This window comes from Stenotrophomonas sp. UBA7606, assembly GCF_002477705.1.
Classification (GTDB): domain Bacteria; phylum Pseudomonadota; class Gammaproteobacteria; order Xanthomonadales; family Xanthomonadaceae; genus Stenotrophomonas.
In genome coordinates this window covers 1-15,334 of sequence record NZ_DLJW01000083.1, presented here as the reverse complement: position 1 = coordinate 15,334, position 15,334 = coordinate 1, and the positions used below count along the sequence as shown (strand labels likewise).

The 15,334-nt window shown below is 64.8% G+C and carries 14 protein-coding genes; 6 read left to right on the top strand and 8 right to left on the bottom strand.

The genetic code is table 11. The annotated features are described in order from the left end of the window. Nucleotides 1-656, bottom strand: a 656-nt coding sequence (locus B2527_RS10555; RefSeq protein WP_293711707.1) for a DEAD/DEAH box helicase, incomplete at its 3' end; no start/stop codon positions are given. Nucleotides 657-961: 305 nt separating this feature from the next. Between B2527_RS10555 and B2527_RS10550 the strand changes: the two genes are divergently transcribed. Together B2527_RS10550 and rlmF are read left to right on the top strand one after the other, a co-directional pair. After that, nucleotides 962-1,417, top strand: a complete 456-nt coding sequence (locus B2527_RS10550) for a hypothetical protein (protein WP_293711704.1) — start codon at nucleotides 962-964, stop codon at nucleotides 1,415-1,417. 93 nt (nucleotides 1,418-1,510) lie between these two features. Next, nucleotides 1,511-2,500 carry a 23S rRNA (adenine(1618)-N(6))-methyltransferase RlmF gene (gene rlmF, locus B2527_RS10545; protein ID WP_293711701.1) on the top strand — a complete coding sequence of 330 codons (990 nt, stop codon included), beginning with the start codon at nucleotides 1,511-1,513 and terminating at the stop codon, nucleotides 2,498-2,500. A 159-nt stretch (nucleotides 2,501-2,659) separates the two neighbouring features. Here rlmF and B2527_RS10540 read toward each other — a convergent pair whose 3' ends face one another. From B2527_RS10540 to B2527_RS10530, 3 genes are all read right to left on the bottom strand, one after another. After that, nucleotides 2,660-3,838, bottom strand: coding sequence for a DUF3667 domain-containing protein (locus B2527_RS10540; protein WP_293711698.1), 1,179 nt, complete (start codon nucleotides 3,836-3,838; stop codon nucleotides 2,660-2,662). A 176-nt stretch (nucleotides 3,839-4,014) separates the two neighbouring features. After that, a complete protein-coding gene (locus B2527_RS10535; protein ID WP_321288379.1) occupies nucleotides 4,015-4,464 on the bottom strand; it encodes a nuclear transport factor 2 family protein in 450 nt (149 codons plus the stop codon). 82 nt (nucleotides 4,465-4,546) lie between these two features. Then, nucleotides 4,547-5,095, bottom strand: a complete 549-nt coding sequence (locus B2527_RS10530; protein WP_293711695.1) for an RNA 2'-phosphotransferase — start codon at nucleotides 5,093-5,095, stop codon at nucleotides 4,547-4,549. A gap of 189 nt (nucleotides 5,096-5,284) precedes the next feature. Here B2527_RS10530 and B2527_RS10525 point away from each other — a divergent pair, with 189 nt between their 5' ends. Beyond that, nucleotides 5,285-6,337: an AI-2E family transporter gene (locus B2527_RS10525; RefSeq protein ID WP_293711692.1), complete on the top strand. Its 1,053-nt coding sequence runs from the start codon at nucleotides 5,285-5,287 to the stop codon at nucleotides 6,335-6,337. Between the two features lie 99 nt (nucleotides 6,338-6,436). Here the strand turns inward: B2527_RS10525 and B2527_RS10520 are convergent, their stop codons facing one another. The 4 genes from B2527_RS10520 to B2527_RS10505 all read right to left on the bottom strand — a co-directional run bounded on the left by B2527_RS10520 (nucleotide 6,437) and on the right by B2527_RS10505 (nucleotide 10,560). After that, nucleotides 6,437-7,858, bottom strand: a complete 1,422-nt coding sequence (locus B2527_RS10520) for a short-chain fatty acid transporter (RefSeq protein ID WP_293711689.1) — start codon at nucleotides 7,856-7,858, stop codon at nucleotides 6,437-6,439. A 142-nt stretch (nucleotides 7,859-8,000) separates the two neighbouring features. Next, entirely contained in the window at nucleotides 8,001-8,627 is a 627-nt protein-coding gene (gene ycaC, locus B2527_RS10515) for an isochorismate family cysteine hydrolase YcaC (RefSeq protein ID WP_293711686.1), read from the bottom strand. 207 nt (nucleotides 8,628-8,834) lie between these two features. Further along, a complete protein-coding gene (locus B2527_RS10510; protein ID WP_293711683.1) occupies nucleotides 8,835-9,524 on the bottom strand; it encodes an isochorismatase family protein in 690 nt (229 codons plus the stop codon). 169 nt (nucleotides 9,525-9,693) lie between these two features. Beyond that, nucleotides 9,694-10,560 (bottom strand): pirin family protein, encoded by an 867-nt coding sequence (locus B2527_RS10505; protein ID WP_293711680.1) that lies wholly within the window; start codon nucleotides 10,558-10,560, stop codon nucleotides 9,694-9,696. A 126-nt stretch (nucleotides 10,561-10,686) separates the two neighbouring features. Between B2527_RS10505 and B2527_RS10500 the strand changes: the two genes are divergently transcribed. From B2527_RS10500 to B2527_RS10490, 3 genes are all read left to right on the top strand, one after another. Beyond that, entirely contained in the window at nucleotides 10,687-11,592 is a 906-nt protein-coding gene (locus tag B2527_RS10500) for a LysR family transcriptional regulator (protein ID WP_293711677.1), read from the top strand. A gap of 85 nt (nucleotides 11,593-11,677) precedes the next feature. Further along, nucleotides 11,678-12,862, top strand: a complete 1,185-nt coding sequence (locus tag B2527_RS10495; protein WP_293711674.1) for an OmpA family protein — start codon at nucleotides 11,678-11,680, stop codon at nucleotides 12,860-12,862. 406 nt (nucleotides 12,863-13,268) lie between these two features. Next, complete coding sequence (locus B2527_RS10490) at nucleotides 13,269-15,182, top strand: M61 family metallopeptidase (RefSeq protein ID WP_293711710.1); 1,914 nt, start codon at nucleotides 13,269-13,271, stop codon at nucleotides 15,180-15,182. Nucleotides 15,183-15,334 lie beyond the last annotated feature (152 nt).

The following is a 15,334-nucleotide window of genomic DNA, read 5'->3' as shown; positions in this document are numbered from 1 at the left end:
TGGCTGCCGAACACGCCGCGATAGGTGTGGATCTCGTCGATCACCACATAGCGCAGGTTCTCGAAGAACTGCGCCCACTTGGTGTGGTGCGGCAGGATGGCCTGGTGCAGCATGTCGGGGTTGCTGACCACGATATCGCCGTGCAGGCGGATCGCCTGGCGCGCATCGCCGGGGGTATCGCCATCGAAGGTGAACGCCTTGACGCCGAGGTCACCGGTGCGGTTGAGCTCCAGCAGCTCGGCCACCTGGTCCTGCGCCAGCGCCTTGGTCGGGAACAGGTACAAGGCCTTGGCATTGCCCTGCATCGCCGCGCTGACCACCGGCAAGGTGTAGCACAGCGATTTGCCGGAGGCGGTAGGCGTGACGATGGCGACATGCTCGCCGCGCTGGCTGGCATCCCATGCCTCGGCCTGGTGCGAATACAGCTGCTCGATGCCGCGTGCTTTCAGCGCGGCCTTCAGCGCCTCGGGCACGTCATCGGGAATCGGCGCATAGCTGCCTTCGCGGCCCGGAATGGTGAAACTGCCGGTGACCCGGTCCTTGTAGCGCCGGGCCAGGCGCTGGCCGAGCAACGAGCCGTCACGCGAGGGCAGGCCATCGGTGGTTGCCAGCGCCCGTTCGCTGGCTTCGGTGCGGGGAGCGAGGGAAAACGCCATGCACGGACTGCCGATCAAAGGACACAATGGAAGCACATCGGTGTCTCACGTGGTGAGACACCACGGCAGGTTGGGCCGGTACGGACCGCGTTGCGCCGATTCACCTGCCGGGCCGCGTGGGGACTGCGGCCCATGTCCCCATGCCCCCGTGTACGCGCTTGAGCGCACACCCGGTATCACAGCGGCGCGCATGGCAGTCAGGCGGCAGCAACAAAACCTGAAGGTCGGGTTCGTATCCTGCTGCCTTCAGCCGCGGGTGGAGGAAGACGGTGGTGGCAGCACGACGATGGCCAGGGGTGGCCGTGATGATCCTCCTGTTGGCGGGCAATGCGCAGGCACAGCAGCTGCCGCAGGCGGACGGGGAAGCCAGCGGGCAGGCGCCGGCCGAGCCCGCCCCACCGCCGGTGGACGGCCCGGTCACCACCTTGGGCGAAGTGCGCGCGCTCAAGCCGGAGGACGATCAACCGCTGAATCTGTACCGGTTCAAGAACCCGGTGCAGGCTGTGCCCAACCGTTTCAGCAAGAACTGGAGCGAGCCACCCTCGCCCGAGCAGGTGGGCATGAGTGGCGGCTACGTGATGATGGGCATCGCCTACGGCCTGTTGAAGGCCGGGCAGGGCCTGAACAAGCTCACCGGCGGCCCCGATCAGATCCAGTCCGCCATCGCGCGGCCACCGCCGGAGCTGAGCGCCGAGCAGCAGGCGCGCGCGGCCGCATTCTGTGCGCAGCAAGACTGCACGCAGGCAGGTGACGGTCGTTGACCTTCGTGGTTGCCGGGCACCGGGCCCGCCGTCGCAGCGTTGCGAGGAACCAGGATGCTGCGCACGGCCGTGTGCATGGCGTCTAATACGCGCATGAATTCCCCGTACCAACGCCCACCACAGCGGCGCCCTGCAGCCAAGGCAACGCCGGCCACTGCATTGCATCCACGCAACCGCCACCAGGGCCGCTACGACCTGTCACGCCTGGTGGCGTCCAACCCGGCACTGCGCCGGCACCTGATCCACACCCCGGCCGGCACGCAGAGCATCGATTTCAGCGATCCCGCTGCGGTGCGCGAGCTCAACCGCGCCCTGCTTGCCAGCGATTACGGCATCCGGCATTGGGACATCCCCGATGGTTACCTGTGCCCGCCCGTGCCGGGGCGGGTGGACTATCTGCATGGCCTGGCCGATCTGTTGGCGGCGGACAACGACGGGGTGATTCCACGTGGGCCCGGCATGCGCGCGCTGGACGTCGGCGTGGGTGCCAACTGCATCTACCCGCTGCTCGGGCAGGCCGAATATGGCTGGCGCTTCCTTGGCAGCGATATCGATGCCGGCGCGCTGCAGTCGGCAGCGGCCAATGTGCAGGTCAACGGGCTGCAATCTCTCATCGAACTGCGCCAGCAGCACGCACGCGGCAATCTGTTCGCCGGCCTGCTGCAGGCCCATGAACGTTTCGAGCTGACCTTGTGCAATCCGCCGTTCCATGCCTCGGCCAAGGAGGCGGCGCAGGGCAGCCAGCGCAAGCTGCGTAACCTGGGCGGCGCGCCTGCACCAACGGCCAGGGTCCCGGCGCTGAACTTCGGTGGCCAGGCCAACGAGCTGTGGTGTACTGGCGGCGAGGCCTCGTTCCTGCGGCGGATGATCCGCGAGAGTGCGGGCATCCAGCGGCAGGTGCTGTGGTTCAGCTCGTTGGTGGCCAAGAGCGAGCACCTGGCCGATATCCACAAGCAGTTGGCCAAGATCGGCGCAGTGGAAGTGCGCGAGGTAGCCATGGCCCAGGGCAACAAGCAGAGCCGTTTTGTGGCCTGGAGCTTCCACGCCGAGGCGGCGCGCAAGGCCTGGATGCAGGATCGATAAGCCGGGGGTTTGATTGCCGTAGCCCGGGTAAGCGCAGCGCACCCGGGAAGCAGGCCACACGCGATTCTTCCTGCCACGCACGAACAGCCCCGGGTGCGCTGCGCTTACCCGGGCTACATGGGCTGATCAGGCTTTGCTCAAGTGAGCTTCAAACCGGGCTCACGCCGAGACGCCGGCCAGTACCGCGTACATCACCACGAAGGTGACCAGGAAGAAGTAGATGAAGCCGATGAAGCTGTAGCGCAGCAAGGTCAGGATCGGGTTGCCGCCGTAGACACGCTGCTGCATCCAGAACAGGTAGACCGGCACGCCCAGCCACAGCAGCGCGTACAACCAATCGCTGATCGCATTGATCACGGGATTGGCGATGGCGCCGCTGATGGCGGCGACCAGGAAAGTGGCCAGCAGTACCAGCATCAGCCAGCAGTGGCTGTACAGCGCCACCACCAGATGTTCCAGGTAGCCCATCGGCCGGCGGACGTAGGCGATGCGCAGCACCAGCGCAAACACCGGCATCAGGAAGAACAGCGCACCGGGCAATGCCGTGAGCACGGCCTGCACGAACAGGTCGCCGTTGCCGCTCATGCGCGCGATGTTGTTGTTGGCGTTGTCCAGGCGGTGGTTGAGCCATTTGTTGGCGAAGCCGGGCCAGCCATTGAGCACAACAGGATTGGTTTCCGGGTCCCAGGGTTTGCCATTGATGTCCTGGTTGAACAACTGGCCGGTGCGGCCCGCACTGGCGCGGGTGGCCGCGTTGCCGGCGCGATCCAGGGCCGAGGACGTGTCCTTGCCGTCGCTGATCTTCCCCTGCTTTGCCAGCTCGGCAAGACGCTGCGCGGCGGCGGTGTTGACCGCCGCCATGCCGATGGCAAAGCCTGTACTGGCGCCCGCCGAGCTGCCCAGTTCGCGTTCCAGCTCGGCCACCTGGCGCGCCCGCAACGTCTCCACCTGCTCGGCGGTCTGGGCACTGGCAAAGGCGGAAGAGTTCGACTTGATCAGCGTATCGGCATTGGTGTGCAGGGTCAGCTTGCCGACGAAGAAGGTGAACAGGGTAAGGATGACGAACAGCCGCAGCGGCTGTACATAGCCCACGCGCTGGCCATTGAGGAAATTGACGGCAATCCGGCCCGGCATCAGCAGGTCACGCAGGGTGCGGAAGATGCGCCCGTCCAGGTGCCAGAAGGACTCGAATACTTCCTCGATGGCATGCCCGAAGTTCTTCAGCGGGTTATGCGCCGACTGCCCGCAGTGGTGGCAGTAGTGGCCCTGCAGTGTGGCCTGGCAGTTCTCGCAGGCACTGTGATCGGAAGTGGAATGCGCGACTTCGGTCTGGCTCATGGCGGGCGCGGGGGGCTGCGTTGGAAGCCACATACGATAACGGGGTTTTCCGGCTGCGTTCAGTATCCGTTACAAAAAATACCCGCCAAAGTAGAGCCCCTCTCCCGTTTACGGGGGAGGGATTGGGGTGGGGGACGCTCCTCGCTCGTAGTCCCCAAAGCCCAAGCCCCCAAGCCTCAACCGCCCCGCACCTTCCGATGCCACAGCGCATTGACGATCACCCAGCGGCCATCAAACCGGCCCATCTGCAGATGATCGATGAACCACGGGCTCTCCAGCCGCACGGTAGCGATGTCCTCGTCCACCTGCAGCACCGTCACCGTGCGCTGCCACTGCGCGCGCGGGGTCTTCAGCGCGCCCTGGCGGGTAAAGCGGATCAGCTCATCGGCGCTCATTCGTCCCAGTCCCAGGGTTTCATTGGGATTGGCAACGATGTTGCGCTTGGCCAGATCCGGGTGCAGGGCGCGCGTCACCCGCGCGACATCGCCCTCCAGCTGGCCGTCCATGTAGTCGTAGGCGGTGGCCTCGATGGCCTGCAGGGTGGCCGCATCCGGTGGCGCCGCCACGGCGCTGCCGGCAAGGCAGAGCATTCCAACGACAAGCACGCGTAGTGCGGTGGACAGCATGGCCGGCTCCGGAGGTGGCTGGGCGCAGGGTGGCGTGCTTGGGGCGGGTGCGCAATGGGCAGGAAGTCACCGCTGGCGGCAATCACTGCGCCAGAAAGATGGCCGGGACATGTTCAGTCAACCAGACACCGTTCTCTGCCTGGAAGAAACAGAGTCCTTCGGCATGTATTTTCCGGGCATCGATCCTGAGTAGTACTGGCTCACCATGACGTCGACCTACTTCCAGTGCGGTGGTTTCGTTCGCGGACAGATGTACCTGATGGCGTTGGCCCGGCCGCAGCCCCTCGACCAGAATTGCTGCAAGAAAACGCCGTGCCGTGCCGTGATACAACGTACCCGGTGGCTGCCGTGCTTCGCGCACGATACTTACCGAGGTGGTGGAGTGGCCTTGTACCGCACGGATGTGTGTGCCGTCTGCGGAAAGGGCGAAGCGCTTCTTCTCATTGCCGGTTCCAGTCACCACTTCATGGATCACCGCAATATCCAGGGCATGCCCCGCAATGCGCGCTTTCTCAATCAGCAGATCGATCGGTGCCCAGCCTTGATCGTCCAGGCAAAGCCCGATGGCGTGCGGCTCGTGACGCAGGATACAGCTCAGGAACTTGCTGGTTTGAACATGGCTGTCGGTCACTGACTTCACCGGGCGTGGTTGGTGATGGGACTGGAGAACTGCACGTGTGCTCAGTATGTGCAACTCGGGTGTCGTACAACGGTTTTCCGCTCGCGGACAAACGTTGGCCTGTTGGCGTCATCACAGCCAGCACGCCAACGATTCTTTACCGTGCCCCCATCACCGGCCTGTCGCCGGAAGGGATGCACCATGGAAACGCGTTCTTCATTGCGGCCCTATGCGGCGCGGGTACTGGTCACGCTGGCCCTGGTCGGGCTGGCGGTGCTGGTCTGGCAGTTGTCGGACCTGGTGCTGGTGATCTTCGGCGCGGTGGTGGTGGCGGTGCTGCTGCATTCGCTGGTGCGCCTGGTCACGCGCTTCACCCGCTTGTCCGATGGCATTGCGCTGGGCGTGGTGCTGGTGCTGCTGGTGCTGGGCTTCGCGCTGCTGATGTGGATGTTCGGTGCGCAGGTGGCTGGCGAGATGGAGTCGCTGAAGCAATCGCTGCCGCAGGCCTGGGCGCATTTCAAGGATTGGCTGGACGCCAGTCCGGTGGGGCCGATGGCCAAGCAGGGCATCGATCAGTTGCATGCGGGCATGAGCGGGCTGGCGGCCAAGGCCGGGGCGCTGGCGATGTCGGCCTCGGGCAACCTGACCGACATGGTGCTGATGGTGGTGGGCGGCATCTACCTGGCCGCACAGCCCCCGGTTTACCGCGAGGGCACCTTGAAGCTGTTTCCCAAGGACCGGCGCGCGCTGATGGGCGATGCCTTCGATGCCAGCGGCAAGGCGTTGCAGGCGTGGCTGGGTGGGCAGCTGCTGGCGATGGTGGTGGTGGGAACCCTGACCGGCCTGGGCCTGTGGGCGCTGGGCGTGCCGGTGGCGTTCGGGCTGGGCATCATCACCGCGTTGCTGGATTTCGTGCCCATCATCGGGCCGATCCTGGCGGCCATACCGGCGGTGCTGTTGGGCTTCACGGTGAGCCCGCAGGTGGCGCTGGGTGCGTTGGCGGTGTTCGTGGTGATGCAGCAGATTGAAGGCCATGTGCTGCAGCCGCTGATCCAGCAGCGGGCGGTGGATCTGCCGCCGGCGCTGTTGCTGATCTCGCTGTTCGGCATTGGCGCGCTGTTCGGCCTGCCGGGGGTGATCCTGGCCGCGCCGATGACGGTGGTGATCTTTGTACTGGTGAAGCGCCTGTATGTGATGGAAGCGTTGGGCACGGAGACGCCGATACCCGGGCGTGATGAGGTGGCTGGGAAGTAGATGTTGGTTCTGGGGGCGCTTGCTGGGTGGGGTTGTTGCCGAGCATGGCTCGGCACGACACAAGCAAAGAGGCCACGCGCTTGCGTGGCCTCTTTTTCTTCAGGGCATTACCGGGGGCGTATAGGCCAGGGTTGCACCCAGCGCCCACAACAGCAGCAGCACCAGCGGGGTATGCACCAGCAGCTGCACGAAGGTGAAGCCGATCAGGTCGCGGGCCTTCAGGCCGAGTACGCCCAGCAGCGGCAGCATGTAGAACGGGTTGATCAGGTTGGGCAGGGCTTCGGCGGCGTTGTAGATCTGAACCGACCAGCCGAGGTGGTAATGCAGTTCATTGGCCACCTGCATCACGTACGGGGCTTCGATGATCCACTTGCCGCCGCCGGAGGGGATGAAGAAGCCCAGCACCGCCGAGTAGCTGCCCATCAGCAGCGCGTAGGTGTCGTGGCTGGCGATCTGGGTGAAGAAGGTGGAGATGATGTGGGCCACGCTATGGCCTTCGCTGCCGTTGACCGTGGTCATGATGGCGGCGATGGAGCCGTACAGCGGGAACTGGATCAGCACGCCGGTGGTGGACGGGACGGCGCGCGAGACCGCATCGAGGAAGCTGCGCGGGCGCCAGTGCAGCAACGCGCCAGCCATCAGGAACAGCAGGTTGTAGGTGTTCAGGCCGGAGATCGCCTGGATCGCCGGCTTGGTGCTGAACTCGTGGATCAACCAACCCGCAGCCAGCGCCACCAGCAGCAGGATCAGCAGCGGGCTGTGCTCCAGCCATTCGCCGGGGCGGGTGGGCTTGGCCTTGATCGGTGCCGCATCGCTCATGACGTCCACGCCGCAATCAGCGGCATCGCGCGCCGAGTTGGCGGCAGGTGCGGTGACGTAGGCAATGATCAGCGATACCACCACCAACGCGGCCAGCAGTACGCCGGACTGCCACAGGAAGATGGTTTCGGTGAACGGGATGACGCCGGTGATCGACAGGATCGACGGCGGCAGGCTGGCCGGGTTGGCCTGCAGCTGCGCGGCCGAGGAGGAAAGGCCCAGGGCCCATACCGCACCGAGGCCGAGATACGCCGCCGCACCAGCAGCGCGGTAATCCATCTTCAGCTCGCTGCGGCGGGCCAATGCACGCACCAGCAGGCCGGCGAACACCAGGCTCAGGCCCCAGTTCAACAACGATGCGGTCATCGACACGATGGCGACCAGTGCGACCGCGCTGCGGCCGTTCTTGGGTACGCGGGCCAGCCGATCAATCAAGCGCGAGGCCGGGCCGGAAGACGCAACCACATAACCGCCGATCACCACAAAGGCCATCTGCATGGTGAAGGGAATCAGGCTCCAGAAGCCGTCACCGAAGGCCTTGGCGGTATCGGTAGGCGCGGCGCCAATGGACAGCGCCGCAAGCGAGACGGCGGCCAGGGCAAGGGCGGCGAATACCCAGGAGTCGGGGAACCAGCGTTCGGCAAAATTCGCACAGCGGATCGCAAAGCGCGCCGAGGCGGTGTCTTGGGTGGTGGGCTGCATGGGGCGGATACCGTGGGGAAGCAACCCGGGGACGGTAACGCGGCAGCGACGATGCGCGGAACTGGACCTTCGGATAGTGCCCGCGTATTCATGCGAAGACGCCGCTTGCGGCGAAGCGGCGTCTTCGTGCTTAGCCAGCGGCTTACTTGCCGGCAGTCAGCGTGGTGTAGCTGGTGATCAGATTGCGGTAGTCGGGGATGTGGTTGGAGAACAATGCACCCAGGCCTTCCACGTCGTTGCGCCAGTCACGGTGCAGTTCGCAGGCCACGCCGAACCAGGTCATCAGCTGTGCGCCGGCCTGCTCCATGCGGCTCCAGGCAGCCTGCTGGGTCATGCTGTTGAAGGTGCCGGACGCATCGGCGACGACGAACACCTCGAAATCCTCGGCCAGTGCCGACAGCACCGGGAACGATACGCAGACCTCGGTGACCACGCCGGCAACCAGCAGCTGCTTCTTGCCGGTAGCCTTGACCGCCTTGACGAAGTCTTCGTTGTCCCAGGCATTGATCTGGCCGGGGCGGGCGATATACGGCGCATCCGGGAACAGCGCCTTCAGCTCAGGCACCAGCGGACCGTTCGGGCCGTTCTCAAAGCTGGTGGTGAGGATGGTGGGAAGCTTGAAGTAGTTGGCGATGTCGGCCAGTGCCAGCACGTTGTTCTTGAACTTGTCCGGGTCAATATCGCGGACCAGCGACAGCAGGCCGGTCTGGTGATCGACCAGCAGGACGGCGACGTCATCTTTGTTGAGGCGGGTGTAAGGCTTGCTCATGGAAGGCTCCGATAGCTTGAAGTGCTTTGTCCCTTCTCCCCTTGCGGGAGAAGGTGGCCCGAAGGGCCGGAAGAGGGGAGCGCGCGAAGCGCGTTGCTGTTGCGGTGCGGTTTAGGTGGATGAGGTTCTGACGAGTGCTGGCTTCGTTCTGCCCTCACCCCAACCCCTCTCCCGTGCAACAGGAGAGGGGCTTGATCTGCTTGTGCTTCAGCTGCGCTGCGAATCCAGCTGCTCGTGGTTGGTCACCACTTCCTGCGCCTTGCTGTAGCTCTCGATCAGCAACTGGTAGTTGGGGAAGATGTTGGTGTACGCCTGCGCCCATTCGGCGGCGTCTTCGCGGTTCCAGGTCTTCTGCAGTTCAGAGGCGACCGCAGCCACATCGATGACCACGACGCCGGCCTGCATCATCCGCGCCAGGGTGATTTCCTGCGCCTGCTTGGAATAGGTGCCGGAGGCATCAATCACCGCGAACACCTGGTAGCCATCGGCCACCGCGGCAATCGACGGGAATGCCATGCACACGCTGGTGATGGTGCCGGCGATGATCAGCTGCTTCTTGCCGGTGTCCTTCACTGCCTGCACGAAATCGGGGTTGTCCCAGGCATTGATCTCACCCTTGCGTGCCACGTACTTGGCGTGCGGCGCGTTCTGGTGGATTTCCGGAATCAGCGGGCCGTTCGGGCCCTGCGGCACCGAGGCGGTGGTGATCACCGGGATCTTCGCCAGCGAGGCCAGCTTGGCCAACGTCGAGGCCAGCCGCCGCAAGGTGGTGAACGGCATGTCGTGCACGGTCTGGAACAGGCCGCTCTGGTGATCGATCAACAGCATTGCGACGTTATCCGGATCGATGACGGGTTTTGCGCCGTTGAAGTTGGCAACGTGAGGGAAGGTATACATGGCGAGACTCTCCTGGTCTGGATGGCATCGCACCGGGCTCTGTGCCGTGGTGCGGGGAAGAGATGACCGGGGTGGGCCCTGTCATCGGGGACTACGCTGTTGTTTGCTTGGTACTGGCTTCGTTCGCCCTCACCCCAACCCCTCTCCCATGGGGAGAGGGGCTTGAGCATTACGCTGCGATCTGGCCGAAGCGGCCGGAGTTGAAGTCATCCATCGCCTGACGGATTTCTTCCTGCGTGTTCATCACGAACGGGCCGTAGCCGGCGATGGGTTCGTCGATGGGCTCACCGGCCAGTACCAGCACGGTGGCGTCGGCATTGGCCTCCAGCTCCACCTCACCGGCAGCGCGGTCGAACAACACCAGCTGGCCTTCGCGGGCAACCTGGTTGCCGTTGAGCAGCACCGTGCCATGCAGGATCACCATCGCCACGGTGTGGCCTTCGGCGAACTGCAGCGTGGTGTGCTTGTCACGCGACAGCCGCATGTCCCACACGTCCATCGGCGTATGCGTGCGTGCCGGGCCGCGCTGGCCGCCGAATTCACCGGCAATCACCCGCACCGTGCCGGCGTCATCGGCCAGCGGCACCACCGGAATATCGGCGTTGCTGATGTTCTGGTAGCCGGGCGCGGCCATCTTGTCCTTGGCCGGCAGGTTGACCCACAGCTGCACCATCTCCAGCTTGCCACCGCGCTGGGTGAAGGCCTCGGAATGGAACTCCTCGTGCAGGATGCCGGAGGCAGCGGTCATCCACTGCACGTCGCCCGGGCCGATCTCGCCACCGGCGCCGGTGGAGTCGCGGTGTGCCACTTCGCCGTCGTAGACGATGGTGACGGTCTCGAAACCACGGTGCGGATGCTGGCCGACGCCGCGCGGGGTCTGGGCCGGTGTGAACTCGGCCGGGCCGGCATGGTCCAGCAGCAGGAAGGGGCTGAGCTGGCGGCCGTGGGTGTTGTACGAGAACAACGAACGGACCGGGAAGCCATCACCCACCCAGTGCGGGCGGGGGGCGCTGTAGAGGCCACTGATCTTCTTCATCTGTCTGCTCCTTGTGCGGCGCCGGGAGGGCGCCTGCGATGGGGCAAAGATTAGGATTGGGACGATCACGCCGGTAGACGGTAAAAAGTGGTCTCATAGTCCTATCTGGTGAACGCTGGAGCAGTGATGCAGGACCTGAACGACCTTTACTACTACGCCAAGGTGGTGGAACACGGCGGCTTTGCCCCGGCCGGGCGCGCGCTGGGCGAGCCCAAGTCCAAGCTGAGCCGGCGTATCGCCCTGCTGGAAGAGCGGTTGGGCGTGCGCCTGATCCAGCGGTCCACCCGCCACTTTTCGGTCACCGAGGTCGGCCAGACCTTCTACGCGCACTGCCGCGCCATGCTGGTGGAGGCGGAAGCGGCGGCCGAGTCGATCGAACTGACCCGCTCGCAGCCACGCGGCGTGGTGCGGGTCAGCTGCCCGACCATGCTGCTGGATTTCCGGGTGGCGGCGATGGTGGCCGATTTCATGGCGCGTTGCCCGGACGTGGAGGTGCACCTGGACGCCACCAATCGCCGCGTCGATGTCATCGCCGAAGGTGTGGACGTGGCCATCCGCGTGCGTCCGCCGCCGCTGGAAGACAGCGAGCTGGTGCTCAAGGTATTGGCCGAGCGCACCCAGTGCCTGGTGGCCGCACCGTCGCTGCTGGAAACACATGGGCATTCGCACGGCCCGGCGGATCTGCATCTATTGCCGAGCGTGGCGCTTGGCGTGCCACAGGCCGAGCACGTCTGGCGCTTGATTGGTCCAGGCGGCGCAACGGCGGAAGTACCGCATCAACCGCGCCTGGTCACCCGTGGCATGGTGGCGCTGCGTGAGGCGGCATTGGCTGGCGTGGGCGTGGCGCAGCTGCCGACGATGATCGTGCGCGATGCCTTGGATGCCGGGCAACTGCTCGATGTCGCCCCGGACTGGGCCCCGCCGAAGGAGATCATCCATGCGGTATTTCCATCGCGGCGTGGCCTGTTGCCCTCGGTGCGATTGTTCATCGACCATCTTGCCACCTCGTTCGCGGCGCTGGACGAATCCTGAGCATGCGTTGCCAAGCGTGCGGCGGTCACGGAAATTGAACAAGGTGTTGGCAAAAATGCGGGTTTCGCACAAACGGAGTTGCTGCATGCGTGTTGCTGTCGTGTCACTGGCATGTCTCAGTGTTCTTGTCGCCGCCTGCGGGCGCGATGCACCTGCCGATCAACCTGCTGCTGCAACGCCGGAAGCTGCGCCTGCGGCGACCACTGCCGCACCGGCCCCCAACGCGGAAGTGCTGACCGCAGGCAGCATCGAGTTCCCGGTGATCCCGACCATCATGGTGCCCAGCATCGTTGGCAGCGGCCCGGCGCAGAAGCGGCTTGAGCAATCGATGCAGTCGTTGATCGATCCGGTTGCCGGCATCAGTGTGCGACCGGCCAACTGCGCCACCGATGGTGGGCTGGTCAATGAAAGCGGCTTCACCAATGTTGACGCGCAGGGCAACCTGGAACGCGTCGGCGGCCACGGTGTGTTCAACATCGGTGCCGATGGCAGTGGTCAGGCGGTAACCGGCGACGGCGTGGTGGAAGTGAAACCCGATGGCAGCGGCAGCGTCGTCAACGATGCCGGAACCTTCGAGGTGAATGCCGATGGCTCCGGCAGTTATGTCGGTGCCCACGGCAATATCGAACTGGACGGCAAGGGTGCCGGCAGCTGGGTGGGAAGTTTCGGCACCATCGAGAACCACGGTGATGGCTCGGGCAGCTGGGTGGGGGGCGATGGCAACATCGAGATCAACGCCGATGGCTCTGGCAAGTGGATTGGTGGCCCTGAAGGCATCGTTGAAAACCGGGGCGATGGCACCGGCACCGTGGGCGCGGTACCGCGCGAAGTGAAGATGGCACCGTTGCCACCGCTGCCGCCGGCCGGCAAGTTCCCGCTGCTGGACAAGTTCAAGCCCTCCGGTGCGCCCTGCGGCTATGTCATTACCCTCAATGACAAGGTGCTGTTCGATTTCGACAAGGACGTGATCCGTCCGGATGCAGGCAAGGTGCTGGATGTGCTGGCGACGGCGCTGGGCAAGGTGCCATCCAGCGCAATGGAGATCCGCGGCCATACCGATGCCAAGGGCAGCGACGACTACAACCAGGACCTGTCCGAGCGTCGTGCCCAGGCCGTGCTTGCAGCATTGCGCCAGCGGGGTAGCGCGACCGACGCGGCTGCACGCGGTTACGGTGAATCGCAGCCGGTGGCGCCAAATGAGATCAATGGCAAGGACAACCCCAGCGGCAGGCAGCTGAATCGGCGCGTGGAAATTTTTGTCCGCACGTAAGCCAGGGGTCTGTTTGTAGGAGCGGCGTAAGCCGCGAAACCACTGTTGCTTCCGAAGCAGCGGATAGCCAAATCCAACCCAGCCAACAGCAATCGCCACGAATGCCAGACCAGCAGGCATTCGTGGCTTCGCGGCCTGCGGCGCGCCTACAAAACGATGTAATCCGGTGATTCCTGGTTGGTGCATGACGCCCCTGCCGAGCATGGCTCGGCACTACACCCCCTTCCCTTTGGCCGCAGGCCAAGGGGAGGGCTGGGGAGGGGTGCTCTTGACGTTGGCTTGGAAAGCCCCTGCCGAGCATGGCTCGGCACTACCGATGATGTGTTGATGACCATCGGCCCGTGTTACGCAGCGCAGGCTTGCCGCATCATGGCCTTCTCAGACATACGAGAGGTTGCTGATGCATGTGTTCCGTCCTGCAGTGCTGGGGCTGGCCCTGATGGCCGCCATGGGGTTGGCCAACGCGGCGCCGGATGTGCCGGACGTGGATGCACGTGGGGTCAAGATCAGCGAGGCTGCGTATCCGGGCACCATCCGCCTGGAGGTGGACGCCACCGACCTGGGCCAGCGCGTGTTCAAGGTACGCCAGACCGTGCCGGTGCAGGCCGGCCTGCAGCGCTTCCACTACCCGGCCTGGTTGCCGGGCAACCATTCGCCCACCGGCCAGATCGAGAAGCTGGCTGGATTGGTGATCAGCGGCAACGGCCAGCGCCTGGACTGGGTGCGTGACCCGCTCGACGTCTACACCTTCAACGTGCAGGTGCCCGAAGGCGTGAGCGAGCTGCGCATGGACTTCCAGTTCCTCAGCCCCACCGATTCGGCGCAGGGTCGCACGGTGATGACGCCGAACATGCTCAACCTGCAGTGGAACGCGATGCTGCTATACCCGGCCGGGCACGCCGCGCATGCCATCACCTACCAGGCCAGTGCGCGCTACCCGCAGGGTTGGGAAGCGGCCAGCGCCCTGGGCGTGGCCAGCCGCAACGGTGACACCGTCAACTACGCGCCGACCAACCTGGAAATCCTGGTGGACTCACCTGTGTTCGCCGGCCGCTACCACCGCATGTTCGACCTGGCACCGGCCGGCACCCGGCCGGTGCGGCTGAACGTGTTTGCTGACCGCGCCAAGGATCTGGAAGCCAAGCCCGAGCACATCGAGCAGCACCGCGCGCTGGTGACGCAGGCCCGCAAGCTGTTCGGTGCCGAGCATTACGACCACTATGACTTCCTGTTCGCGGTGACCAACCAGCTCGGCGGCATTGGCCTGGAGCACCAGCGTTCCAGCGAGAACAGCGAAGACCGCGATTACTTCAGCGGCTGGGATGCCAAGGTGGGCAGCAGCGACCTGCTCGGCCATGAGTACACGCATTCCTGGGACGGCAAATACCGTCGCCCCGCCGACCTGGCCACGCTCAACTACAACGTGCCGATGCAGGGTAGCCTGCTGTGGGTGTACGAAGGCCAGACCCAGTATTGGGGCAATGTGCTGACCGCCCGTGCCGGCATCCGTCCGCAGGAGGCCTCACGCGATGCGCTGGCGATGGTGGCGGCTACTTATGCCGACAACCGCCCGGGCCTGGAATGGCGCTCGCTGGGTGACACCACCAACGACCCGGTGATCGCCCGCCGCAAGCCCAAGCCCTACCGTGGCTACCAGATGAGCGAGGACTACTACCAGGGCGGGCAGATGCTGTGGCTGGAAGCCGACGTGCGCCTGCGCACGCTCAGTGGCGGTAAGCGCAGCCTGGATGATTTCGCCAAGGCCTTCTTCGGCCAGAACGACGGCCAATGGGAGCGCCCGGACACCTATACCTTCGAGGACGTTGCCGCGACGCTGGAGCAGGTGCAGCCCACCGGCGATTGGGCGCAGTTCCTGCGTGAGCGCGTGGACCATCGCGCCGGCCTGGTAGGTGGCATCGAAGCCGCGGGCTGGAAGCTGGTGTACAAGGACAAGCCCAGTGCCTACTTCAAGGCGATGATGAAGGGCCGCGGTGCCAACTTCATCTACTCGCTGGGTGTGGCGTTGAGCCCGGCGGGCTACGTCAATGAAGTGCGCTGGGACAGTGCCGCGTTCAACGCCGGTGTTGGCACCGGCATGCAGGTGCTGGCGGTGAATGACCTGCAGTACAGCGCCGACGAACTGGAAGAAGCCGTGCGTGCGGCCAAGGACAGCAAGCAGTCGGTGCGCCTGCTGGTCAAGGAGATGGATGTGTACCGCACGCTGAGCATCGACTACCACGGCGGCCTGCGCTATCCGTCGCTGGAACGCATGGAAGGCAAGCCGGACTACCTGACCCCCATCTTCACCGCCCGCAAATAAGACACCGTAGTGCCGAGCCATGCTCGGCAAAGGGGTCAATGTAGTGCCGAGCCATGCTCGGCAAGGGGCATTCCAAGCAATCCAACTGTAGTGCCGAGCCATGCTCGGCATGAGGCTTTACCGCAAAACCAAAAGCCCCCCTCATCCGCCCC